General features: G+C 45.3%; 21 protein-coding genes. 16 read left to right on the top strand and 5 right to left on the bottom strand.

The genetic code is table 11. The annotated features are described in order from the left end of the window. Positions 1 to 66 precede the first annotated feature (66 nt). Complete coding sequence (gene trmB, locus NDA06_RS04745) at positions 67 to 702, bottom strand: tRNA (guanosine(46)-N7)-methyltransferase TrmB (RefSeq protein WP_190984819.1); 636 nt, start codon at positions 700 to 702, stop codon at positions 67 to 69. A gap of 283 nt (positions 703 to 985) precedes the next feature. On the opposite strand from trmB, the gene NDA06_RS04740 reads away from it, so the two are divergent. The 4 genes from NDA06_RS04740 (at position 986) to NDA06_RS04725 (ending at position 4439) form a co-directional block, all read left to right on the top strand. After that, positions 986 to 2086, top strand: a complete 1101-nt coding sequence (locus NDA06_RS04740; RefSeq protein WP_190984820.1) for a metallophosphoesterase — start codon at positions 986 to 988, stop codon at positions 2084 to 2086. 141 nt (positions 2087 to 2227) lie between these two features. Beyond that, positions 2228 to 2356, top strand: a complete 129-nt coding sequence (locus NDA06_RS04735) for a hypothetical protein (RefSeq protein WP_277877460.1) — start codon at positions 2228 to 2230, stop codon at positions 2354 to 2356. Positions 2357 to 2771: 415 nt separating this feature from the next. Beyond that, the gene (locus tag NDA06_RS04730) at positions 2772 to 3527 is read left to right on the top strand and encodes an acyltransferase (protein WP_190984821.1); all 756 of its coding nucleotides are present in this window, start codon (positions 2772 to 2774) and stop codon (positions 3525 to 3527) included. Positions 3528 to 3644: 117 nt separating this feature from the next. Further along, positions 3645 to 4439 (top strand): acyltransferase, encoded by a 795-nt coding sequence (locus NDA06_RS04725; protein WP_190984822.1) that lies wholly within the window; start codon positions 3645 to 3647, stop codon positions 4437 to 4439. A gap of 116 nt (positions 4440 to 4555) precedes the next feature. On the opposite strand, the gene NDA06_RS04720 is transcribed toward NDA06_RS04725, so the two are convergent. Next, positions 4556 to 5806: an FIST N-terminal domain-containing protein gene (locus NDA06_RS04720; protein WP_190984823.1), complete on the bottom strand. Its 1251-nt coding sequence runs from the start codon at positions 5804 to 5806 to the stop codon at positions 4556 to 4558. 411 nt (positions 5807 to 6217) lie between these two features. On the opposite strand from NDA06_RS04720, the gene NDA06_RS04715 reads away from it, so the two are divergent. The 10 genes from NDA06_RS04715 (at position 6218) to hpsP (ending at position 18441) form a co-directional block, all read left to right on the top strand. Then, positions 6218 to 6439: a Calvin cycle protein CP12 gene (locus NDA06_RS04715; protein WP_190410417.1), complete on the top strand. Its 222-nt coding sequence runs from the start codon at positions 6218 to 6220 to the stop codon at positions 6437 to 6439. Positions 6440 to 6896: 457 nt separating this feature from the next. Further along, positions 6897 to 7496, top strand: coding sequence for a DUF3177 family protein (locus tag NDA06_RS04710; protein WP_190410416.1), 600 nt, complete (start codon positions 6897 to 6899; stop codon positions 7494 to 7496). A gap of 92 nt (positions 7497 to 7588) precedes the next feature. Next, complete coding sequence (locus tag NDA06_RS04705; RefSeq protein ID WP_190531479.1) at positions 7589 to 7888, top strand: hypothetical protein; 300 nt, start codon at positions 7589 to 7591, stop codon at positions 7886 to 7888. 153 nt (positions 7889 to 8041) lie between these two features. Continuing rightward, positions 8042 to 10015, top strand: coding sequence for an ATP-binding protein (locus NDA06_RS04700; protein WP_190984824.1), 1974 nt, complete (start codon positions 8042 to 8044; stop codon positions 10013 to 10015). 73 nt (positions 10016 to 10088) lie between these two features. Continuing rightward, positions 10089 to 11552, top strand: a complete 1464-nt coding sequence (glmM, locus tag NDA06_RS04695; RefSeq protein WP_190410413.1) for a phosphoglucosamine mutase — start codon at positions 10089 to 10091, stop codon at positions 11550 to 11552. A 103-nt stretch (positions 11553 to 11655) separates the two neighbouring features. Continuing rightward, complete coding sequence (gene hpsL, locus NDA06_RS04690; protein WP_190410412.1) at positions 11656 to 13338, top strand: hormogonium polysaccharide biosynthesis protein HpsL; 1683 nt, start codon at positions 11656 to 11658, stop codon at positions 13336 to 13338. A gap of 67 nt (positions 13339 to 13405) precedes the next feature. Further along, positions 13406 to 14383: a hormogonium polysaccharide biosynthesis glycosyltransferase HpsN gene (gene hpsN / locus NDA06_RS04685; protein ID WP_339380834.1), complete on the top strand. Its 978-nt coding sequence runs from the start codon at positions 13406 to 13408 to the stop codon at positions 14381 to 14383. 2 nt (positions 14384 to 14385) lie between these two features. Beyond that, positions 14386 to 15981: a glycosyltransferase family 39 protein gene (locus tag NDA06_RS04680; protein WP_190984825.1), complete on the top strand. Its 1596-nt coding sequence runs from the start codon at positions 14386 to 14388 to the stop codon at positions 15979 to 15981. Between the two features lie 49 nt (positions 15982 to 16030). Further along, positions 16031 to 17206: a hormogonium polysaccharide biosynthesis glycosyltransferase HpsO gene (gene hpsO, locus NDA06_RS04675; protein ID WP_190531486.1), complete on the top strand. Its 1176-nt coding sequence runs from the start codon at positions 16031 to 16033 to the stop codon at positions 17204 to 17206. A gap of 35 nt (positions 17207 to 17241) precedes the next feature. Further along, a complete protein-coding gene (gene hpsP / locus NDA06_RS04670; protein WP_190531488.1) occupies positions 17242 to 18441 on the top strand; it encodes a hormogonium polysaccharide biosynthesis glycosyltransferase HpsP in 1200 nt (399 codons plus the stop codon). An 84-nt stretch (positions 18442 to 18525) separates the two neighbouring features. Here the strand turns inward: hpsP and chlG are convergent, their stop codons facing one another. The 3 genes from chlG to NDA06_RS04655 all read right to left on the bottom strand — a co-directional run bounded on the left by chlG (position 18526) and on the right by NDA06_RS04655 (position 20907). Then, positions 18526 to 19518: a chlorophyll synthase ChlG gene (gene chlG, locus NDA06_RS04665; RefSeq protein ID WP_190410408.1), complete on the bottom strand. Its 993-nt coding sequence runs from the start codon at positions 19516 to 19518 to the stop codon at positions 18526 to 18528. Positions 19519 to 19608: 90 nt separating this feature from the next. Further along, on the bottom strand, positions 19609 to 20706 hold the full coding sequence (locus NDA06_RS04660; protein WP_190531490.1) for an ArsA family ATPase: 1098 nt from the start codon (positions 20704 to 20706) through the stop codon (positions 19609 to 19611). A 6-nt stretch (positions 20707 to 20712) separates the two neighbouring features. Next, a complete protein-coding gene (locus tag NDA06_RS04655; RefSeq protein WP_190531546.1) occupies positions 20713 to 20907 on the bottom strand; it encodes a DUF2862 domain-containing protein in 195 nt (64 codons plus the stop codon). 438 nt (positions 20908 to 21345) lie between these two features. On the opposite strand from NDA06_RS04655, the gene NDA06_RS04650 reads away from it, so the two are divergent. Together NDA06_RS04650 and NDA06_RS04645 are read left to right on the top strand one after the other, a co-directional pair. Further along, on the top strand, positions 21346 to 22191 hold the full coding sequence (locus tag NDA06_RS04650; RefSeq protein ID WP_190531492.1) for an ABC transporter permease: 846 nt from the start codon (positions 21346 to 21348) through the stop codon (positions 22189 to 22191). Between the two features lie 41 nt (positions 22192 to 22232). After that, positions 22233 to 23603 carry an ABC transporter ATP-binding protein gene (locus NDA06_RS04645; RefSeq protein WP_190984826.1) on the top strand — a complete coding sequence of 457 codons (1371 nt, stop codon included), beginning with the start codon at positions 22233 to 22235 and terminating at the stop codon, positions 23601 to 23603. Positions 23604 to 23628: the final 25 nt, after the last annotated feature.

Genomic DNA, 23628 nt, shown 5'->3' with positions numbered 1-23628 from the left:
TAGGGTTGAGTAATGAGTTTGAAAATGCTCTCTTTTTCTAATCATTAAAAACTCAACCCTCAAAATTCAACTTCTGATAAATAAAGCGCGATAAACGGGTTCGCCGCGAGAAAGGGTACTGATTTCGCGTTCGGTTGGCACTGGCAGGGGATTTGTGTCTAACCAGTCATCGCCTCCCTGTCTTTGAAAGGCTGGGGAACAGGAGAAGCGATCGCGCATTTCCACTGCGATCGCCTCAACATCTGACTGAACAAAAACCACTCCTCCAGTAACCAGGTACTTTGCCAAAACTTCTAGCATTTCTGGCTGCACCACCCGGCGTTTGGCGTGTCGATTTTTAAACCACGGATCGGGAAATTGAATGGTCACGCGCTGCAAGGTGCCGACTGGCAAGGAACTCAAAATAGGATTTAATGAGTTATTGGCATTACAAAATAAGTAGTAAAGATTTTCTAATTGCGCCTGCTGTCTCCATTCATTGGCTTCTTCTACCAACGTTTCTCGAATTTCTAAACCCAGATAATTCCAATCGGGTTCTACAGTCGCCATTTTCAATAAAAACCGCCCCTTCGCACACCCAATATCTAAATGCAGCGGCTTTGTCGGATCGGCATAAATATTCTGCCAGTCGGGAGGATTTACCGGCGTTTGATACTTGGCGGAAAGTGGATTAACGTGTTGGCGAACTCGGACGGGTGACAATATGAAACTCCTTTTTTGGATGTTAGCGATTCAGTAACTAATATCATTCAACACAAAGTTTTTCCCTCTCCCTAACTCTCTCCTACAAGGAGAAGAAACAGGCATATTTTAGCCTCCAGAGCGCATTTCGCTCCCTTTCCTGGTAGGGAAGGAGGTTGGGGGTTAGGTTTTGATGCGAACTTGGCGCACTAACTGCTTCGCGTGCGGAAGAGAATGTACCAAAGGTTATGATCGACGGGGATCGCTATTATCACATTCCCTCATCCATTTTTGCGTTGGCGCTATGAGTCTCAATTTTCGTTTTGCTGTCATCAGCGACTTGCACATTGCACTTCCGGACACGATTACGGATCATCCCAGCCGTTTTCACATGGTAGAAGTCAGCATCCCAGCATTGGAGATTGTACTGAGACATCTGGAACAACTCAACTTAGATTTTCTGTTGATACCGGGAGACTTAACGCAGGATGGGGAACCAGAAAATCATGCTTGGCTGCAAAAACGCCTCTTGAAGCTCCCTTTCCCCGCCTACGTGGTACCGGGGAATCATGATGTACCCAGTTTACTCCCTACTGATAGCGCCATTGGACTCCAAGAGTTTCCCCGCTATTACGAACAGTTTGGCTACGAGCATCCGGAGCAACTGTATTACACGACTCAAATTCTACCCGGAGTGCGTTTAATTGGGCTGAATTCCAATAATTTTAGCGATCGCGGGAAACAGATAGGGCGTTTGGATGATGCTCAGTTGGCATGGCTGCAACAACATCTGAAAGAGATTAATAATGAGTTAGTGATGGTGATGGTGCATCACAACGTCGTCGAGCATCTACCCGGACAATCCACCCACCAGCTAGGGCGTCGGTATATGTTAGAGAATGCGCCAGTGCTGCTGCAAATGCTCCGCGAGGCGGGGGTAAATCTAATTTTTACAGGGCATTTGCATATTCAGGATATTGCTTGCGATCGCGGTGTTTACGAGATTACCACAGGTTCTCTGGTTAGCTATCCTCATCCCTACCGGATCTTGAACTTCCGCACCGATAACCAAGGCAAAAAATCCTTGCAGATTGAGTCGCATCGGGTGGAATCTGTCCCCCATTTCCCAACGCTGCCACAATTCTCAAGAGATTGGATGGGCGATCGCTCGCTTCCCTTCATGCTCAAGTTGCTGACTGAGCCACCCTTAACTATCCCGATGACAGAGGCAGAGATACTCGCACCCAATTTACGCTATTTTTGGGCAGATGTTGCCAAGGGGGATGCTTTATTTGATTTCTCCCACTTTCCCCCAGTCGCAAAGCGCTATTTCGAGTCATTTGGCGCGATCTCTCCTGATGGCACCCCCGCCCTCATTGACAATTACACAACTTTATCTCTATAACCTAATTCATCAGCTCTTTGATCTATCTTTAGTAAGATGCTGTTCAATCTTTACCTTCAGTAAAGTGTCTCTAAAGTGCCATAGCATTGCTTAAGCTCATCCTCAGTCTAGATACAAGTCTCTAAATCCACGCTCTACATCGTGACCTTAGTAGTAGACCAACGAAACTGGATAGAAGAAAGTCGTCATAGCCATCGCGGAAGTGCCATGTTGTTTGCACCGATGGTGGAATTTAATGTGATGGCTGAAGTTGGAGATACTCCTCCTTAGTTAAGGCGGTTTAGAGGCGAAGCCAGACGATTAGGCGATCGCAGTGAAAAGAAACTAAGCTAGTTTCCTAAAATTTTCAGGATTTTGGCAAGCATAAGTAAAAATTTTGCTTGCTCATAGTAACTATCTTTAAAGCCTATAGCTTAGGCTTTTAAGCTTCCTTGGGTTTGGGGGCATTGAAACTAACACGAGTAAGAGTCTGTTGTATCGAACGGGTATTACTTTTGAAATGACTGTAAGTTAACAACAACTCCAGCTTTTTTGGAGAATCTTGCCTCTAATCGTTGCCTTAGGTTGATGGCTTGAAGTCAAAGACAAGCTTGCTGAAGCTGTACTGATTTCGTTCAAGAGATAGTTACTCCTACAAATCATCAAATGTTAGTTTTTCTTAAGATGATTTTGGAGTGCATTTACCATGACTAACAACATAAGTGCGGAAAAATCCCAATCTTTATCACAAAAATATTTAGAACCTTCCCGATGGTCGCGGATGAACGAATTCCTCTTAATTACCTTAATAGGAGGAATTCGGCGACCGTTGGGTACGATGCTGCGAAGACTACTCTACCCAACAATTTTAGGTCGGGTAGGTAAAGCTCTATACATTCAAAGTGGAGTTGAATTGTTGAATGCTTCTTCTATTGAAGTTGGAGACAATGTCAAAATTCTTCGAGACGTTCGCCTAAACGCTAGCGGCGAAAACAGTAAGATTTCTCTGGGAGATTTAGTATGCCTCGATCGAGGCGTTGATATTAATGTTACCGAACGAGGTAACTGCAATATTGTAATTGGGGAACGAACGCATATTTCTCCCTATACCTGTTTAGGCGGTCCAGGTAATATCAAAATTGGCAAATTCTGTTTAATCGCATCACACGTAGGAATTTATGCCAATAATCATAACTTTGCAGATCCTACAGTTTATATCTGGAAGCAAGGTATCACTTGCAAAGGAATTGTGATTGAAGATGACTGTTGGCTAGGCAGTGGAGTCAAAGTCCTCGATGGAGTCACCATTGGGAAGGGAAGCGTCATCGGCGCAGGCGCGGTTGTAACCAAAGATATTCCCCCTTACTCAGTTGCAGTTGGCGTTCCTGCTAGGGTTATTTCTCAGCGAAATAGCGTTTGCGAACGCGAAATAAAACAGGAAATTTTAGTTGCGGACTCTTAACAATTTAATAGAGAAGGCTATTTTAAATAGTCTTCCTGCTGCTGAGCAAAAACTCAATTCCTGTTACAGATCGCTTGATATCTGTTATTACCAAAATCAGATTTGACAGAAACAGCCATGGACATTCAAAATTACCGCTATCCTTCCCAATGGAACCGTCAGAAAGAATCTTTATTCATTACATTTTTTGGGTGGTTCCCCTTATCAATCGGTTTAAGACTGCGAAACTTTTTTTATCGGAGTATTTTAGGACGTATAGGTAAGTCTGTTCTGATTCAACCAGGTGTTGAGTTTATTCGCGCTTGTTGTATTGAAATTGGAGATAAAGTTAAAATTTTTCGGGGAACTCTCTTAGAAAGCGGCGATCAGAATAGTCGAATTTATCTTGAAGAGGAGGTGTCCCTAGGCAGAAATATTTATTTATATGCTGGTGGTCAAAACAGTAAAATTTGTCTGAAAAAGCGGGTTAGGCTCGACCGTGGCGTTGATATCAAAGTTATGCCTGGAGGTTGCATTGAAATTGGAAACAATACGTATGTTGGTCCATACACTTGTTTATCTGGCAGTCAAATCAAAGTTGGCAGAGACTGTTTAATTTCTTCGCATACCACCATTTATGCTAGCAATCATAACTTTGCCGATGCCACAAGTCCGATTGTCAGCCAAGGTGATACCTGCAAGGGAATTGTGATTGAAGATGATTGTTGGCTGGGAAGCAAAGTAACCGTCGTGGATGGAGTCACGATTGGTAAGGGTAGTGTCATCGGTGCAGGCGCAGTCGTAACTAAAGATATTCCTCCTTATTCGGTTGCTGTAGGTGTACCGGCTAAGGTTGTTTCCAAACGCAATGGTACGGCTGAGAATTTAGTAAAAGTTGGGGGTCTTAAACTTACCGATTCCAGCAACATTTAATCTAACTGTGCCGGAATTGTGAAACAAATAGTTCGGGAACTGGTAATCGGTAATTGTTTTTTCAGGAATTACCTGTTCCCCGTCTTGAGGTATAAAGTTTCCAAACTGTAATCAATTTATTTTTGGCGACAAATACCAAAGACTGAAGTGTATCCATGCAGGAAGGTACTTCCTCCTACAGGGCCAATTTCACCATTACAGAAGAAACCCGCCAGGGGGATGTCTTTTAGATAGCGACGAAATAGCTCGGAGTCAAAGTTAGGCTGCCCATAAAGCCCTTCTCCTCGCCCCAGGCAGGAGAACATCAAAGCACCGGCAGATGGAGAATCGTTAGGTGCCTGTTTTTGATAGCGCTGGAGGAGGAGTTCTAAGTCTTCTGCGGAGGTTAGGGCGTCTCGGAGGTGGAATTGGATGCGCTGACCGGGGCGGACGCGATCGCCAATTGCGATCGCCCCCACTCTAGGATCTACGCCCAGTAAGTTGCGGATCAAAAAATCTCCCGGCTCCAGGTTTAACTTAAATTCGTCCCGCACTAAGCCTACAAACAGCGAATGCTGTGCTAACTGTCGGTCTGCCTCGCTCAAATTCTCGATTAAATCCTGTAAGATTTCCAGAGGCGTCCCAGACTTTCCGACACAGTCATTCACCTCGGCACTATCCTCTTGGGGAGCCAGTTCCAAAAGAATATTCCGTTCTCCTTTCGTGATTCGATAAGGCTTCCCAATCGGGCGACAGCCCTGTGCCACAATTGTTTCCAGTACAATATTGCCACTTAAAGCGACGCCAACCGTTCCTTCGCGGTAGAGCTGGTAGTTACAAAATAAACCCGTGTTGTTACCCAAACTGCCAGTGCTAGCCAGTCCCCCCACTTTCACCGATCCTGGATAAGCAAAATCCAGTCCTTGAAGTAAGTCATTAATCTTGGAAGAGAAAGGATCGGCTAACAAGATGAACTGGGGTTCATCAGCGGGTGATACGCCAATCAGGTCAACCCAATTATCCGGTGAGCTATCTAGGTCGGGCAGAGCATTGCTAGAAATCTCAAATGCGCGAACATTGACTCCAGGAAGATGAACCAAGCTAAGGCTTAATGCGGGTTCTTGTTCGACTTCTTCCACTTCGTCCTGCGAATTCATGCCAATGATGCCGCCGCCACCACAGCCAATCAGCGCTTTGATATTAAGTTGTTCTTGCAACAATGGCATCAGCCGTGAATATTCACTCGCATAGGCAGACGAGATGAACACCAGCCCCAAGTCAGCCGATGCCTGCAACGCCAGAGTCGTACGTTCAACCACTTCTGCCACTGCCGCTTCCAAAGACGGACGGGTTGATAAGGCGTTCGTCCACTTGATCTGCTTAGCCATAGGGATTACACAAAAATGCGCTTTTGTAAGCCAATGCTCTTGGGCGGATTGGCAGGGTATCAAAGCCTTATCATTACCCTAACACTCGCAAGGCACAGGTTGTAGAGTCCCTTACTTCAACCCTAGGGGAGGAGTTGGCGAGTGGCAGTAGCGCCTTAACATTAGTTAATATGGTGAAGATAACCATAGATTAGCCGGTTAAGTGTATACTGGCACCTCGGTGAGTCAGAAACGACCAAATCTTAAAAGATAAAGATCGATCCTGTTCAGGTGCTGTCACTTGCTGATATGACAAAGAAAGAACGACTGAAAACTTAGAGTCAGCGAGCAGAACACCTGATTGGAGATTACCGATAACGGTCGAAATTCACCAGGTTTCCTGAATTAAAACAAGAAACGGGGACGAGAATTATGAGCAACATCCAAGACCAAATTGAACAAGAGCGCGAGCAAGCCCGGACTGTGTGCGATACAAAGGGCGCAGGTTCCGGTGAGTGTGCCGCTGCCTGGGATGCCGTTGAAGAATTGCAAGCAGAAGCATCCCATCAGCGGGAAACCAAGCCGAAGAATTCTCTGGAGCGGTATTGTGACGCTAATCCAGGAGCCGATGAGTGCCGGGTCTACGAAGAATAAACTTAATTCAGTGCTAAATGCCGCCAGTCCAAGCTGGTTTTCGCTGCACGAATTCACCGGATAAATTTCTGGCACTTACAAGCAACAAGAACCTGATTGAAGTCGTTCGAGTTGCTTGTTTTTTCGTTTTGCGTAGCTATCTATACCGATATTTGTTTTGATGCGACAGATGCGATCGCTCTGAAGCGGCTTCTCGCGTAAGCCAAAAAAGTAGCGCAGGGGTTTCCCTACCCCTACTGAGCAATCGGGAAACGAATCTAAGCTCCCTGCCCCCACAAGTGAAAAAGAAGCAGTTTTGGAGCGGGAAAGTAAAGATAAGGGAAAGAGAAAAAATTCCCTTTCCTCAAGTGTAGGGAGCTGTTGCAGGCAATTAGAGCAACGAGATTCGTTGAGTGGCAGTTGCACCTAGACAGTTAAAATGAGTGGGTAAAATTCCCCTTTCTGCCATACACAGCCAATGGACAATGACAACCTCTGGTTTCGACCGTTAGTTTGGATGGACTACCGACTAGCGCTACTATTTACTGTTATCATTCCGCTGATTCTGCTGATCTGGGCTTTTATCCAGAAAGCCGATGCAATGGTGCGCTTGTTAATCATCTACTGGCGGGTTTCTAGTCTACTGGCGATTACAATTTACTTGATGATTGCTGGATGGCCTATTTCCTACGTGTCGTCTTTCTTTGCCCGCCTGTTGATTCCCATATCACTCTGGTTTTGGGTAGATATCAACGATGAAATTGACGATCAACCACTGCGTCCTCTAAAGCTAGTGCTAACAGCGTGGCGTTGGGCTGTCAGTGTTTATTTAACATTGGGCGCTTTAGCTTTCCTTCCTTTCCTGTCTTGTGCATTTTCCCCAGGAGCAATCCAGAAACCATTTTGTGACGTTTGGTTAGAAGCACCTAGGATGTACAAACAGTATTTCCATCCCAGTTATACACCTCGATTTTTAGGCTTTTTGGCGATGGTGGGATTGGTGATTTATGTACTTTACTTGAGTTATTTTGTCTTGATCCGGCTGGGCAAGGAGGGACGCTCAGCAATGGAACAGTAAAAACAATTAAAAATTAAAAATTAAAAAATATTGATTTTTTAATTTTGGCTTTTTAATTGTTTGTCCTTAACCTTTTACACCCCGCATCAAATATGAGTAATGCTGTTGGGCAGCGTCTAGAGCGATACACCGCCAAGCGCCCTCATGAAGTCCTGGTTGTCACGGCTGAAATTGCTGGAGAAGAAGACAAAATTGCCATCTTTAAAGGATATTCTAGTTCTTTGATGCGCCCAACAGCGTTCGATCCGGATGTGCCGGTGCTACCAGATAAGGCATCGATTATCTCTATTGATAGAGTTCTTTCCCCTTACAATCCGGAAGCTCCCCATTATATAGAGCAAGGATTAACTTGGGAGGCAATTCAACCCTTGTTGTTAGAGGCGGGAGTTTAATCAACTAGTTAGTTTAGGTTTGCGAAAGCTAAGGAAGTAGGTAAGAAATAAACATTAGCGGCTTAGGTCAGACAAAATCTAATATTTATCTATTGTTAGATTAAATATTTTTAAGGGAAAACTATCATTGAGTATCCCACTGGAATTTCGACTATGCCATCTCCAGACGCTAGCTTTACCCCACACGAACGGGTCGTTGCTGCTAAGTCTGAGCCACAAAGCCAACTCAGACCCCCAGAACCTTCTCCAGACTGGGCAAACCGATTGCTCCATCGTCTCAGTATCCGAAAGAAAATTGGTTTTGGATATGCCCTAACTCTGGCTGTGGCGATTGTAGGAACCGCCATAGGACGTACGGTAGGAGATTATTACTATGAAGATCAATCTAGGGAGAATCTAGAGAGGGTACATAAGGAAACACTTCTTTTCAATGACTTGAGGTTTAACGTCCTAGAGGCACGAAACCACCAGCAACAATTTATTTCTTTAATATCGCAACCAGAGGTATTTAGGGAACACTATGCTCATTTCATGGAGCATAAAGCGGAGGTTGAGAATCGGCTATCTGAAATCAGAGCTTTAGCAGATAGGACTAATCGCCGGGATTTGAAGCAATTTCTTCAAAATAACCAGAATCCGGTAGAAAGTTACTTTCAGCAAGTAGAATCTCTCCTTAAAAAAATTAATGAGTTGAATTTAAAAACGCAGGATGTTTCAGCCGCACAGCAGGTACTGATCGCTTTTACGAATAATAAAGTAGCTACTGAGTTTGACAACTTTTCAGAAGACGTAGAAATCTTAATTACAAACGCTCACAAGGCAGAAGAAGAAGCCTATGAGGGTCTAGAAAAGGCAGAAAAGGTAGGAACCCAGGTTACGATCGCTGCCATGCTACTGTCGAGTGCGATCGCAACCGCGATCGCCATTTATACCAGTCGCGCGATCGCTCATCCGATTGAAGCAGTTACTAAAGTAGTGACTCAAGCGAATGAGGAAGCTAATTTTGACCTGCAAGCTCCTGTCCTTACTCAAGATGAAGTTGGAGTATTAGCGATTTCCTTCAACACCCTCATTCAACGAGTTGCAAATTATACTCAAGAATTGGAGTTCGCTCGCCAGACTTTGGAAAGACGGGTAGCAGAACGGACTGAAGAACTAGAGGGCAAAAATGAGCAGCTAGAAGCAGTTCGTGCTCATTTGCAAGAACTGAATGCTGAGTTAGTGTCTCAAGCTGGTGAACTCAGCCATACTTTGCACGATCTCCGGCAAACTCAAGCCCGTTTGATTCAAACGGAAAAAATGTCTAGTTTGGGTCAAATGGTAGCAGGAGTGGCTCATGAAATTAATAATCCAGTTAACTTTATCTACGGCAACTTGAGCCACGTCAGCGAGTACACGCAGGATTTACTCGCTCTGGTCGATCTTTACCAGCAACATTATCCCAACAGCGCCCCGGAAATCCAAGCTCAAATTCAAGCATTTGACCTGGAATTTGTCGCTGATGATTTGCCGAAAATACTCTCTTCGATGAAGATGGGAACTGAGCGCATCCGTCAAATCGTGCTGTCTTTGCGAAATTTCTCTCGCCTAGACGAAGCGGAAATGAAACCTGTTGATATTCATGAAGGAATTGACAGCACTTTATTGATTCTCAACCATCGCCTTAAACGCGGCATTGAAGTAACTAAGCAATATGGAGAGTTGCCTTTAGTTGAGTGTTATCCAGCACAACTTAACCAAGTATTTATGAATATCTTGAGCAATGGAATTGACGCCTTGCTTGAGCAAAGCCAGCAAACCAGCCCGCAGATTTTGATTCAGACGGAAATAGAAACAGAAAATCCCGGGTTTGTACGAGTGCGGATTAGAGATAACGGTCTCGGTATTCCCCCAGATATTCAAAACAAACTGTTCGATCCCTTCTTCACGACTAAGCCTGCGGGAAAAGGTACCGGGCTAGGACTGGCAATTTGCGCCCAAATTATGGAAAAGCATCAAGGCAAAATTGAGGTGAATTCGCAGCCGGGGAAGGGAACTGAGTTTGCACTAGTCTTGCCCAGCAAACATCCGAATGCGATCGCACTCAGCAGCCGCCTTGAGCTAGAGCAAGCCAACGGCAGACCCTAAGAGAGGTTTGGGTTATTCCGGAAGGTGCTATCCTCCACTGTAAGTGTGTTGTGTGTTGGAGTGGTTTAAAAATATGGTTTCATCCCCAAGCCGTCCTCAGCTCTCTAGTCCTGTGACTGAGGTAGAGCAACCAGGCATCCGGATTGGTAATAATCCTGCTTCCAGTTTCCTCGCGTTGCCAACGACTCCCCTGTTTGGCACCGATGGCATTCGCGGAAAAGCTGGAGAATTGCTGAGTGCATCCCTAGCCTTGCAAGTGGGCTTTTGGGCAGGTCAAGTGCTGCGGGCATCGGCAACCACCTCAGGGCCGGTGATTTTAGGGCAGGATTCTAGAAACTCCAGCGATATGCTAGCAATGGCGCTTGCCGCTGGTTTAACGTCAGCGGGACTGGAAGTGTGGAATCTAGGGCTATGCCCGACTCCCTGCGTGGCTCATCTCACCAGCGCCTCCCAAGCCGTAGGCGGGGTGATGATCTCTGCTAGCCACAATCCGCCAGAAGATAACGGAATCAAGTTTTTTGGATCGGATGGTACAAAGCTACCCCCCGCGTTGCAGCAGGACATTGAAGCGGCTTTAAGAGGAAGGGCGAATTTCGCCACGTTGAATGGTAGCTGGGGACAGCATTATCATCGACCGGAGTTAGTGACAAATTATCTGGACTTGCTGAAGCGATCGCTCGCACCAGGGATCGGGCTAAAAGGGTTGCGAGTCGTGCTGGATCTGGCTTGGGGCGCAGCGGTTCATCTAGCACCAGCGGTGTTTCAAGAGATGGGGGCAGAAGTCATCTGCTTGCACGATCGTCCCGACGGCGATCGCATCAATGTAAATTGCGGTTCGACTCACCTCAGCTCCCTCCAGTCAGCCGTCAAGCAGCACGGTGCCGACTTAGGCTTTGCTTTTGATGGAGATGCCGACCGAGTCATGGCAGTCGATGCCCAAGGTCGCGTCGTTGACGGCGACTATATCCTCTATTTTTGGGGCAATACCCTGAGGCAAGCTGGACAGTTGCCTGGAGATTTGATCGTGGCGACCGTCATGGCAAATTTAGGCTTTGAACGCGCCTGGAAACAGCTAGGCGGTTCTTTCGTCAGGACAGCCGTTGGCGATCAGTACGTACAGGCGGAAATGCTCCGGACTGGGGGAAAGCTGGGCGGTGAGCAATCAGGACACATCCTCTGCCACCATTACAGTCTCACTGGAGATGGCTTGCTGACCGCTTTACATATAGCAGCACTGGTGCATAGCACTGGGCAATCCCTCTCGGAACTGATCGATGGAAGCTTCCAGACTTATCCGCAGCTGCTGCGGAATGTGCGAGTGGAAGACCGCGAAAAGAGACGGCGTTGGCAAGAGTGCGACGCTGTGACAAATGCGATCGCTCAAGCGGAAGCAGCGATGGGAGACCAAGGAAGAATTTTAGTTCGCGCCTCTGGCACCGAACCCGTCATCCGAGTTATGGTGGAAGCCGCCAGTGCCGACTTAACAAATCACTGGACAGAACAGCTGGTTCTCGCCGTCGAACAACATCTGGCGTGATTTTGAGAAAGAGATGCGTGGATAGGTGGATGCGATCGCTAATCCACGCATCTCAAATCATGTATGCCAAAATCGATGGGTACCGGCAGCTTCAAGCTCCCCCATGCCGAAATCAAAGCTAAAATCCAAAAAGTCTAAAAATACAAAACAGCAGTCTCAAACGCCAACCCTAAGTCTTAAGGAGCAGTTAGCCCAAAAGCGCAAGGCGCAGCAGGCGCGAAAAGAATTCACTCAATTTGCCTTTGCCAGCGTGGGGATTGCCGCCGTTCTTGCTATCTTCCTGTTTCTCGCCGCTGGACCAAAAGCTGCCTTAGCCTCTTTAGCAATTCCGGCTCTGGGATTTTCCTACAAATACCCCCGTAAAGCCCTATGGGCATTCCTCCTTTACCTACCGATTAATGGCACTGTCACCTATTGGATTGGTGGCGGAAATCCTGTATTCCAGCTGGCTAAAGATGGAATCTATATTCCCGCATTGATTGCTCTAGTAAAGGACTGCCAAAGGAAAAAGCTACCCATCCTGATTTCTAAAGAGATCAAGCCGAGCTTGTACATTTTATTAGTCTTTTCTGGGCTGACGCTATTTCTTGTTAACGGCTTCCTACAATTTTCGGGCGGTAGGTCGGGACAACCCTTTTTGCAGGGAGTTTTGGGTCTAAAAGTTTTTCTGGGGTACGTTCCCCTGGCTTTTTGTGCCTACTATCTGATTCGGACAAAAAAGGAATTGCTCTTCCTGACGCGAATGCATCTGGTTCTCGCCATCATCTGCTGTATCCTTGGCTTTATTCAGTACTCGATGCTGACTAGCGGTAGATGTGCTGGTACCAGAGGACTGGTTGCTGATGCTTTGTTTAAGGCAACCCTGGATGCCAAGTGTTTTGTCGGTGGCGCTTTGGTTTACAGCCCGGAAGTCGGGATGATTCGCTTACCAGGTACGTTTGTCTCTCCTTGGCACTGGGCATGGTTCCTGATTTCCAACGCCTTTTTTACCTTTGCAACTGCCTTCTGTGACACTTCGTTTTTCTGGCGGATTGGTGGTTTAGTCGGTATGGCACTTGTCTTTGCCAATGCGGTGATTTCCGGTCAAAGAATTGCCCTGTCGCTGGTTCCCGTTGTCTTCGTACTGCTGCTGGTGCTTACAGGACAAGTAGCAAACCTCAAACGGTTTATCCCCGTTGGAGTCGGGCTAGGTGTGGTGTTGAGCATCGCCGCCGCCGCCAACCCAGCTTTAATTCAGGAGCGGATCGATAGTTTTGTCAGCCGCTGGAATGCTTCACCTCCCCAAGCATTTATTGTGGAGCAATTTAATTGGGCAATGAAGAAACAGCGGGGATTTTTGGGACGCGGTTTGGGAACGGCTACCAATTCCACCCGAATTTTTGGTGATGCAGCGCTGGTTGAAACTTACTACCCTAAGGTTCTATACGAAATTGGCCCGGCAGGCACGTTGGCGTTTCTAGTTTTCGTGACTTGCTTGACAGCGATTACTTTCAAAATTTACCGCTCGGTGAAAGACAAAAGTTTACGCAGTTTTGGTGCCAGTTTTTGGGTTTTGATTTTAGTGCTAAGTTATAACACTTACTGGTATCCCTTGGATACCGAGGTGGCAATTTATTACTGGTTTTTTGCCGGTGTTATTTTTAAATTGCCAGAAATAGATAAGCAGGAACAAGAGAAGCGATTGGCAGAGGAGGAAAATGATGAGGCTAAAACGAAGAAGAAAGGACGCCGCAAATCATCTGGAAGGCGTACTATCGGCAAAACAAGCCCGGTACCTGCCACATAATTACGGCAGCGATCGCTCAGTATTCAGCGATCGCTCACTATTCAATTGCATTTCGGAGCAGTAAACCGTGAAGCCTTTGATTTCGGTTATTATCCCCACTTACGGACGTGAAGAACCTTTGCGAGACACGCTCAAAGATGTCTTGCTGCAAGACTACCCAGCCTTTGAAGTGCTAGTGGTCGATCAAACCGCCACGCACCAGCCCGAAACTCAAGCGTATCTTGAGGAGTTGGCAAACAGCGGTAAAATTCGTTGGTTTCGCGTAGATTGGGCAAGCTTACCGGGTGCCCGAAATTATGCGGTACGGCGGGCAGTTGGGGAAATTGTGTTATTTCTGGATGATGATGTTCTGCTAAAGCCTGGATATTTAGAGGCTCATGCTCGCAATTATTTAGAGCGTCCGGAAGTGGGTGCGGTGGCAGGGCGAGTATTTGACCGGATGAAGTTGGAAGATTCCGGCAATAAGTTGACGATTGAGGATTTGCCCCCAGAAGCGATGGACCCTGGAATTGCCTGGTACCACATTGACTTAGTGCATACCGTGAAGCCGCAGCGCGTTCTGACTGCCAGAGGCTGCAATATGTCTTTCCGGCGAGAAATTTTTACGAAGCACGGACTGCATTTTGATGAGCGGTTTCGAGGGAGTGCGGTGCGCGAAGAGTCAGATTTTTGTCTAAGGTTGCGGCAGACAGGGTATCAGATTTGGTACGACCCCGATGCTGATTTAGTTCACCTAGGAGAAGAAACTGGCGGCTGTCACGATATTAGTACGCGATCGCTCCAGTACCAACTTACCTTCTATCACAACCACTTTCTATTAGGCTTCAAAAACCTCACCCCAGCTCAATGTCTGCGATTCTTTGCCAAGCTATTTGACTGTCACGTTTTAGGTCATCCCCCTTGTTACAAAAGCGGTTCTCCCATCAAAATCCTTAGTCGCGGTGTTTCCTACACTCTCGGATTCTTTAAAGCATTGGGTACAGTTATTCAATCTAACTGGGCAGATGGTCAAATATACACCCAGCTCGACAAAAAGGAGGCGTAGCTATGGAAAATAAAACAACACCCGATCTTCATGTGCTTCCCCTTTTTCTAAAAGCTTTGCTCATTCTCTCTTTGGTTTTAGGCATTTTTTTGAGGTTTTATCACCTCGACCAAAAAATTTATTCAAATGATGAGACTTTTAGCACCACATACATATTCGGTCAACGATTCTTAGCGGTTGATGATTCGGTAGTTGGAGTTGACGAGCTACAGAAGTATCAGTGGATAAATCCTGATATAAGTTTCAAGCAATCTATTCAAAGATTGGTAGTAGAACCCTATGTATTTCCACCTGTTTTTTCAGTGGGAATGCGAATCTGGTCAGAATTGGGAACCCATATATTTAGTAATCCGTTAATCATTCAAAGAAGCTTTTCAGCATTTATTAGTCTTTTTGTTTTAGTAAGTATTTATTGGCTATGTTGGGAATTATTTGAATTTCACCTTGTCGCCTGGATCGCCACAGCTTTAGTCGCTGTCTCTCCATTTCATTTACAATATGCTCAAGTGGTGCGACCGTATAGTTTACTGGCAGTCGTCACTTTATTATCCAGCGCGGCTCTTTTGAGAGCGATGCGAACAAAGACAAAACTTAGTTGGGTAATATATGGAATAACTGCTATTGGTGGTTTATATTCTAATGTACTATTTGGATTTGTTTTAATTGCACACGGGGCCTATGTTTTTCTTATCGAAAGATTTCGATTTAACAGAAATTTAATATGTTATCTACTTGCCTCGGCTTGTAGTGGATTAATTTTTTTGCCATGGTTTTATCTTTTTATGGCATCGGGTATGTCTTCGTATTCAGTCGATCAGGTATCAAGCCGCATCCCTTTGCTATCACTGATTAAGGTCTGGATAGACAATATAGTAACTACTTTTGTTGATTTTTACGATCCTTGGGCTGGTCTTACTCAAAGTTTACGATATTTACAATTATTTTTTATTCCTTTAATCTTAATAATTACTGGCTTTTCTTTTTATCTATTTTTCAAAAAAAATCCAGAACGGGTATGGTTATTTATTTTGACATTAATTGGGATGACAGGGATCCTACTAATGCTCAAGGATATAATTACCGGAGGTTCTATTACGACCCGTTTTAGATATTTAATCCCTACCGTTTTAGGTTTAGAAATAGTAGTTTCGTACTTTTTAGCTAATTGGTTAAGTTCCAAACAATCTTGGCAAAGAACATTTGGAAAAGTAGCAGCATCAGCCGTACTTCTAAGCGGAATTATATCTTGTGGAATCATTGCTCAAACTCCTTCCTGGTCGGCTTTTGGAAGCCCACACTATCCAGCGGTAGCTCGTACAATCAACCAAGCAACTCGTCCTCTAGTAATTACTGATAATTTAGGCCGTGCATTCACGATTAGCTATCTACTAGATTCAAAAGTACAGTTTAAAATACTGACTAAAAAAGCTAGCTCAGTCAATGTACCAGATGGTTATAGCGATGTTTTTTTATTGGAAGTGTCTAAAGGACTGCTTCAGAAACTAAAGCAAGAGCAGAACTATAAAATAGAACCTGTTTTGGTAGCACAGAATAATTCACCTAAAATACAGGATATTTGGCGTTTAGAAAAAAATTAAAGCTAATAGCCGAAACCTAAAAATTCAAAAATAGTTCTTGATATTCGCAATGAAAATTTTAGTTGCCAGTCACACTTATATCGTTGACCTCAACTGCGAGAAACTAAGGGCGTTAGCTCAACTGGAACCCGGAATTGAAGTAACTGTCGTTGTGCCGCGCCAGTGGCAACCTGGGGGTGTTCAAAATAAGACGATTGAAACTCAGCTGCGTCAAGAAGGCTCTTTTCAAATCGTGCCAGTTTCTAATTTCAGCCAGAACAACCAGGGAATGCTTACCTTTGGGGCTGACTTGATTTCTTTGTTGCGCCAGTTTCGACCCCAGATTATTCAAGTGGAACAGGGTTCAAAGGCTTTAGGGTATGCTCAGCTGATTACGCTTAATCGACTGTTAGGGCTGAAGGCCAAAAATGTGTTTTTTACCTGGTGGAACTTACCCTACGAACTAAAATTTCCGGTTTCCTTGCTAGAAGCTTATAACCTACGACACACTCACGGAGTGATTGCCGGAAATCAAGATGGTGTGGATATATTGCGGCAGCGTGGCTACGACGGCCCTAGCAAGGTGATGCCGCAGCTGGGTGTAGATGAAAGATTGTTCTCACCAACACCCCAGCCAGAATTGGCAGCAAAACTGGGGATTCAACCGGATGAATTTGTGGTCGGGTTTGTGGGGCGGTTTGTGGAAGAAAAAGGTCTGCTGACGCTGTTGCAAGCGTTGAAAGGCTTGCAGTCACGCCCCTGGAAATTGCTTTTACTCGGTCGCGGCCCATTGCAATCGGTACTACTAGAACAAGCCGCTGAGGCGGGGATTAAAGATAAATTGATTTTGGTGGAAAGCGTTCCTCATGACGCAGTTCCCTGCTATATCAACCTGATGAATACGCTAGTGTTACCTTCAGAAACAACTTATAAGTTTAAAACTTTGACTGCCGCTGGTTGGAAAGAACAGTTTGGTCATGTGCTGATTGAAGCGATGGCTTGCCAAGTTCCTGTAATTGGTTCTGATTCCGGGGAAATTCCGCACGTCATTGGAGATGCGGGGTTAATCTTTCCAGAGAAAGATGCAGTAGCTTTGCAAAATTGCCTGGGGCAATTGATGGAACAACCAGATTTAGCCCAGAAGTTGGGTAAGCTGGGTTATGAACGAGCGATCGCGCAATATACAAATACTGCATTAGCTAAGCAGCAATTAGATTTTTATAAACAGTTAGTCAAGAGTCAGTAGTGCTTACAACTGACAACTGACAACTGACAAACAAAATGAAAATTTTACAAATTGTCCCTTCAATTTCTTTAGTTTATGGGGGTCCCAGTCAGATGGTTCTGGGGCTATCAGAGGCACTGGCGTCTGAAGGGGTAGAGGTGACGGTACTAACAACAAATAGCAACGGTGATGTCGGTCAGCCACCCTTGGATGTGCCTCTCGACCGTCCGGTGGAACAAAACGGCTATCAAGTGCGTTATTTCCCCTGTTCCCCGTTCCGACGCTATAAGTTTTCCCTAGATTTGTTGCGCTGGTTAGCGGGACACGCGACTGAATTTGATTTAGCTCATATTCATGCTTTATTTTCGCCTGTAACCACAGCAGCGGCGACTGTGGCGCGATCGCGTCATTTACCGTATTTAATGCGTCCTTTGGGGACGCTAGACCCCGCAGACTTACGCAAGAAGAAGAGAATCAAGCAGATTTATGCGGCGTTGCTGGAACGTCCCAATTTAGCAGGTGCGGCGGGAATTCACTTCACCAGCCCCCAAGAAGCTAAGATTTCCGAACGCTTCGGAACTTCAACGCCGGATGTGGTAATTCCCTTAGGCGTAAAGCAGCCAGCAATCCTACCGAAAGGTCAAGCTAGAAGGAAATTAGGCATTCCGGAGACTCAGCCTTTGCTGCTGTTTATGTCTCGGATTGACCCGAAAAAAGGGCTAAATTTACTGATTCCAGCCTTGGAAAAACTTTTAGAAGAGGGTGCTGATTTTCACTTTGTGCTGGCAGGTGGAAATCCGCAAGATCCAGCTTATGAGAACAAAATTCGAGAACAGTTGCAAGCGTCACCTTTACGCGATCGCACGACTATAACCGGATTTGTAACTGGTGAGTCGAAAACTGCCTTACTACAAGATGCCGATGTATTTGTCCTCCCTTCCTACTACGAAAACTTTGGCATTGCTGTGGCAGAGGCAATGTGCAATGGAACCCCAGTGGTAATTTCTGACCAAGTTTATATCTGGGAGGAAATTCAACAAGCGGAAGCTGGCTGGGTTTGCACCTGTGATGTAGATAGTTTAACTGAACAATTGCGCGAGGCGCTGGCTGATGCTTTGGAACGACAGCGGCGGGGAATCAATGCCCAAGAATACGCTTTGAAAAATTACAGTTGGAAAGCGATCGCTCAAACAACGATTAAAGCTTACCAACAAATTCTTACAAGCAAAAGTAGTAGCGCGTCCAGTCTAATTTAGTGGGCTTACTCAGACCTGAAAAGCTTGAAATGTAAGCTTTCGGGCATTTGTTTAATCAAGCATTCTAGGCTAGACGCGCTACTACTAATAAGCGGCGTGACCTAACGCCAAACCAGCAACAAGCATTCCTAGAACTAGGAAAGGTTGAGCGCTTGCCTGATATTTCACATCATTTTTCAGGGGATCGCGCAGAAAATACATATCCTGAAAAGTGATTTGGGGGATGATGAGTAATATCAAGATTGCCGCATAAAGATTTTGGTGGATGCTAATTAAATACGCGGCAATTCCAGCTTGAAAGATATCAATCATCAGCACGCATATCCAAGCAGCCGTGCCAACGCCAAACATCACCGGAAGCGATTGTAGACCGAGTTGGCGATCGCCTTCAACGCTCTTGAAGTCATTCACTACGGCAATTCCTAACCCCGCCAAACTGTAGAACAGCGTCAGAAGCATAATCGTAGGGTTTAACTCGCCAAACAGCGCGTGACCTGTCCACCAGGGGAGAGCAATGTAACTCGCACCAAGGGCGTAATTGCCCAGCCAGCCATTTTTCTTCAGCTTCAGCGGTGGCGCAGAGTAAATATAGGCGAGAAACGTACCGCCCAAGGCAATGCAGGTGATGGTAGGAAAATCATGCCCCGCCCATCTATCTAAAACGTAGGAAAGCCCTAACCCCGCAAATAACAGTACCAAAATTTGCGTCACCACTTGGGGAACAGAAATGGCACCAGAGGGAATCGGACGGTAGGGTTCGTTAATCGCGTCGATATCGCGATCGTAAAAATCATTTAAAGTTTGGGTATACCCAACTAAAATAGGTCCCGACAGCAGCATACAAGTAGCGGCTTTCAGGACATTTTCCAGCGTCCAAGTGTATTCACCGGAAGAAGCCGCACCGCAGACAACGCCCCAAATCAAGGGAATCCAGGTAATCGGCTTCATCAACTGCAAGCGAATTTTCCAGATAGAAGTCTCGCCAGGAGCCGCACCTTTCATGCCCAGCAGTTGACGAGTTTTCGCACTCCGCTCAGATGGGTTGTTATCGGTTGTTTGTTGTTTGTCGGTTGTCATTTGCTAATGGGTAATAGGTAATAGGTAATGGGTAACGGGTAATGGTCATTATCAAGTACCCATTACCCATTACCAATTCTCAATGACCAATTAGAACGAAATCGCCAAGTAACTATTTTGAAATTTAGCGCCTTTGACGGGTTGACCGCTCAACTGGGGGGGTAAGGAGATATTGCGCCGCTGATCTCCGGCTTCGATGGTGACTTCAGGGCCGTATTGGGTGAGTTTTACCTGCTTTTTATCAAAACCAGGCAAGAATAGACGTACCTGACGACCTGGAATGTCAATCTCGATAGGTTTGGGCAGCCCCGATACTTGGCGCAAATCTGGGAGGGCGTCTATCAGTGGTTGCCAGTCACCCAATGGCGAGCTGGGAAGGGCACTGACCGCAAGTGGAGTAAAGTTTTCCGAAATACCTTCTGCGACCGATTCTTGGTTGAGCAGAACGCCTCCCACGGTCAGCCCGACTTGTTGGGCACTGCCCCAAAAATACTGAGCAGTTGCAACAGCAGTTGGCGCACCCGTCGTTACCAAATAGGCGGCAACGCGGTTGGGATCGGCGACTGCGGCTCTCCCTCGCTCCAGCAGATTGTTTACCTCATTCGTGGGCTGTTGGGCAAAATTATCCCCAGTCCATGACACATTGAGAACAGCGCTGCTGATGGGTTGAATAAAAGGCGAAACGGTTCTCCACAGGTCGGAATCTTCCACCACTTTCCGGAAGCGGCGAATATACCAGCTGAGGATCTCTGGCATCCCTAGCATCCGCAACGTGGTCTGGTCGCCGCTGCCGTCGTAGATGATGACGTCGTACTTGCCACTGGCTTCGTACTCGCGGATGGCGTTGAGAGCCAGGGCGCTGTCCATCCCTGGCAGAACGCCCAACTCCTGACCGTAGACATTTTTCAGCAGAGGCGTCCGTAGATACTGCGCTTCCAGTTTTTTGACTTCTTCCCAGCTGCGTTCGAGTAGCACGGCAGACTGGAACTGGACTACCTGTAAGTTTTGCTCCAGTTCCTGGGGGTCAACGCTAGGGGACGCCCCTAGGAGCAATCCGAGAGTGGGGCCGGGGTCTTGTCCGGCAAGTAGCACTCGCGCTCCCTTGCTTGCCAGTTGTTTGGCGGCTGCGATCGCCACTGTGGTGCGACCCGTGCCGCCTTTGCCCAAAAACGTTAAAATCAGGGCCATCTGTTCTTACTGTACGGGTTTCAGTTCATCTTCAAAAAACCAAGTGGTCGAGTTGTCGTCAAATTGCACAACGACCCCAACGCCACTACCATCTGTCATTTTGTAGCCTTTGATGCTGCCGACTTTCCCCAGTTTATTAGCAACAGCGGGAGAAACCCTGTCTCTGAGGCGGTATACTTTAACTTTTTGACCGATCTCCATTACTGCTCCGATGCAATGAACCATTCCAAATCATTCCACAGTTTAGGGCAAAACCTCGCAGATTGGTTTGATCGAGCGGTGACGAACCGAAGGGCGTCCTCTTAGGCATCGCTTTTTTCCGGTTCAGATGACCTCTTCCCAATGCCCATAGAAGGTATTTACGCCCATACTCGTTGCTCCGCTGCTTTGTTGCTCTAGCATCCAGATGACCAAGAGCCTGCTACCCTCGACTCTTGGCCTAAACTGTAACTCGTAAAACTTCTGCTTGTATTAGGGCAAATTTCTTATATTATCTTTAACTTAAATAGACTAGACTTGTTACAAAAGCCAACAAATGCCAAGAATCGGCAATGGGAACTCTAATGTTTAACTCAGCTTCATAGGAAAAAGTGGATTCGTGTTTCGGTTGTGAGAGAGTAGCAGGATTTGTTGAAGTCGATGAAAGCAGTTGTTCGCAAGGCTGGCAGGGTGAGGCGTTGGCTTCCGGTTAATGACCTGTGGTGGGTCAAGTTTGATTTATTAAGGACTTTAGTCCGAAGGGATTTAGAGGCTCGCTATAAAGGTTCAATTTTAGGCAATTTATGGCCGCTCCTAAATCAGGTATCGCAATTAGTAATTTATACCTACGTATTTTCCATTGTTCTTAAGGTCAAGCTCAATCTCAAGGGATTGCCAGCCGATAGTGCTACCTTTGGCTTGTGGCTTTTTGCTGGATTGTTGCCATGGATTGCCTTCACAGGCGGATTTTTGCAGGGATCTGTATCTGTAGTATCACAACCAAATTTAGTCAAAAAGGTAGTATTCCCCTTAGCTTTATTACCCCTTGTGCCTGTACTATCAACATTCATTGAGAGTGCCTTTGGCTTAATGGCGTTGATTGTGTTAATAGCATTATCCTTTCATACCTTACATACTACATTAGCTTTACTGCCTCTGATCTGGTTACCACAGTTGTTATTAACTGCTGGTTTTGGGTATTTGGGAGCAAGCATAACAGTATTTTTACGAGATGTGCCACAAACCCTAGCAGTGGTATTAAATTTTTGGCTTTATTTGACACCAATTCTTTACCCAATATCAGCTATTCCAAAAGAGTGGCAGAATTGGGTTCTTTGGGCAAATCCTTTAACGACACTTGCGGAAGTGTATAGAGACTTAGTCTTAGTAGGAAGCGTGCAGCATGGGGCAGAATGGGGATGTTTATGCGTAGTATCTCTATTACTATTCCTTGGGGGGTTAAGCGTGTATCGAAAATTACGTCCAGCCTTTGCTGATGTTCTCTAAATTTAGATTAATCTGCTAGTTGTGTCTTTAGTAGTGGTGTGATGAGTGAAATAGCAATTTCGCTGAACAATGTTTCAAAATGCTTTAAGCGTTATGCTCATCCTGTAGACAGGTTGCAGGAACTGTTGCTCCCAGGCAAGAGTAAAGCTGATGAATTTTGGGCTTTGCGAGATATTAATTTGGAAATTCCTAAGGGACAAACAGTAGGGATTGTAGGAAAGAATGGCTCTGGAAAAAGTACCCTGCTACAAATTATTGCCGGAACACTGACATTAACTACAGGCAATGTCCAAGTCAATGGTCGTGTTTCAGCTTTGTTAGAGTTAGGTAGCGGATTTAATCTAGAGTTTACAGGTCGGCAGAATGTATTTTTTAATGCCAAGATTTTAGGATTAAGTAAAAAAGAAACAGAAGAAAAATTTGATGAAATTGCTCGATTTGCAGATATTGGGGATTTTATTGACCAGCCTGTTAAAACTTACTCAAGTGGGATGTTTGTGCGTTTAGCATTTGCAGTTGCCACTAGTATTGATCCGGATATTTTGATTGTCGATGAAGCTCTTTCTGTTGGTGATGAGGCTTTTCAGCGCAAATGTTTTGCTCGTATTCAGGCAATTCAGGAAAAAGGCGGAACAATTTTATTTGTCTCGCATTCAGCCTCTTCGATAGTAGAACTTTGCAATACTGCTGTGTTAATTGATAAAGGTGAATTACTACTACGTGCAAATCCTAAGTTAATAGTTTCTAGCTATCAGAAACTGCTTTATGCCCCACCAGAAAAACAAAGTAGTTTACGAGATGAGATTCGCAATTTAAATAACCAGAATATCTTAAATATCAACTTACAAAACAATAATCCTATAGAGAGAAAAAATAAATATTCTCAAACAAAGGAAAAGAATATTTATGACCCAAACATGCGGCCTCAAAGTACTGTTTCCTATATAGTACGAGGTGCAGAAATTAAGCAAGCTCATATAACCACCTTATCAGGTGAACGCGCTAATATCTTACAAAGACGGAAAGGATATATATACACATACTCTGTTTGTTTTCATCAAACAGCTTATAAAGTAAGATGTGGTATGTTAATTAAAACTACAAGCGGCTTGGAACTAGGTGGAGCCACATCGCATACCTTTGATAATGCAATTGCTTGTGTAGAAAAAGGAAGTGTTCTTCAAGTTCAGTTTAAATTCCATTGCTGCTTACAACCAGGAGTTTATTTCTTGAATGCAGGAGTTTTGGGGATATTAGATACAGAAGAAATATATTTACACCGATGTATAGATGCAGCTATGTTTAGAGTACAACCAGAAGAAAACTTGTTAGAGACTAATTTTGTGGACTTTAACACAGAAACCTATGTATCGTTAGCCCAACCAAACTCTGATTTGGAACAAGTTGTTTAATAAGTATTGGTGTTCTTTGAACTTG

Source organism: Trichocoleus sp. ST-U1 (genome assembly GCF_039961835.1).
Classification (GTDB): domain Bacteria; phylum Cyanobacteriota; class Cyanobacteriia; order Cyanobacteriales; family FACHB-T130; genus FACHB-T130.
The sequence above is the reverse complement of the archived record's forward strand: the minus strand, read 5'-3'. Positions and strand labels throughout refer to the sequence as shown.

Coding starts and splice junctions, on each gene's coding strand:
- NDA06_RS04740 (WP_190984820.1), top strand. CDS start 986: ATGAGTCTCAATTTTCGTTTTGCTGTCATCAGCGACTTGCACATTGCA.
- NDA06_RS04730 (WP_190984821.1), top strand. CDS start 2,772: ATGACTAACAACATAAGTGCGGAAAAATCCCAATCTTTATCACAAAAA.
- NDA06_RS04725 (WP_190984822.1), top strand. CDS start 3,645: ATGGACATTCAAAATTACCGCTATCCTTCCCAATGGAACCGTCAGAAA.
- NDA06_RS04720 (WP_190984823.1), bottom strand. CDS start 5,806: ATGGCTAAGCAGATCAAGTGGACGAACGCCTTATCAACCCGTCCGTCT.
- NDA06_RS04715 (WP_190410417.1), top strand. CDS start 6,218: ATGAGCAACATCCAAGACCAAATTGAACAAGAGCGCGAGCAAGCCCGG.
- NDA06_RS04710 (WP_190410416.1), top strand. CDS start 6,897: ATGGACAATGACAACCTCTGGTTTCGACCGTTAGTTTGGATGGACTAC.
- NDA06_RS04705 (WP_190531479.1), top strand. CDS start 7,589: ATGAGTAATGCTGTTGGGCAGCGTCTAGAGCGATACACCGCCAAGCGC.
- NDA06_RS04700 (WP_190984824.1), top strand. CDS start 8,042: ATGCCATCTCCAGACGCTAGCTTTACCCCACACGAACGGGTCGTTGCT.
- glmM (WP_190410413.1), top strand. CDS start 10,089: ATGGTTTCATCCCCAAGCCGTCCTCAGCTCTCTAGTCCTGTGACTGAG.
- hpsL (WP_190410412.1), top strand. CDS start 11,656: ATGCCGAAATCAAAGCTAAAATCCAAAAAGTCTAAAAATACAAAACAG.
- NDA06_RS04680 (WP_190984825.1), top strand. CDS start 14,386: ATGGAAAATAAAACAACACCCGATCTTCATGTGCTTCCCCTTTTTCTA.
- hpsO (WP_190531486.1), top strand. CDS start 16,031: ATGAAAATTTTAGTTGCCAGTCACACTTATATCGTTGACCTCAACTGC.
- hpsP (WP_190531488.1), top strand. CDS start 17,242: ATGAAAATTTTACAAATTGTCCCTTCAATTTCTTTAGTTTATGGGGGT.
- chlG (WP_190410408.1), bottom strand. CDS start 19,518: ATGACAACCGACAAACAACAAACAACCGATAACAACCCATCTGAGCGG.
- NDA06_RS04660 (WP_190531490.1), bottom strand. CDS start 20,706: ATGGCCCTGATTTTAACGTTTTTGGGCAAAGGCGGCACGGGTCGCACC.
- NDA06_RS04655 (WP_190531546.1), bottom strand. CDS start 20,907: ATGGAGATCGGTCAAAAAGTTAAAGTATACCGCCTCAGAGACAGGGTT.
- NDA06_RS04650 (WP_190531492.1), top strand. CDS start 21,346: ATGAAAGCAGTTGTTCGCAAGGCTGGCAGGGTGAGGCGTTGGCTTCCG.
- NDA06_RS04645 (WP_190984826.1), top strand. CDS start 22,233: ATGAGTGAAATAGCAATTTCGCTGAACAATGTTTCAAAATGCTTTAAG.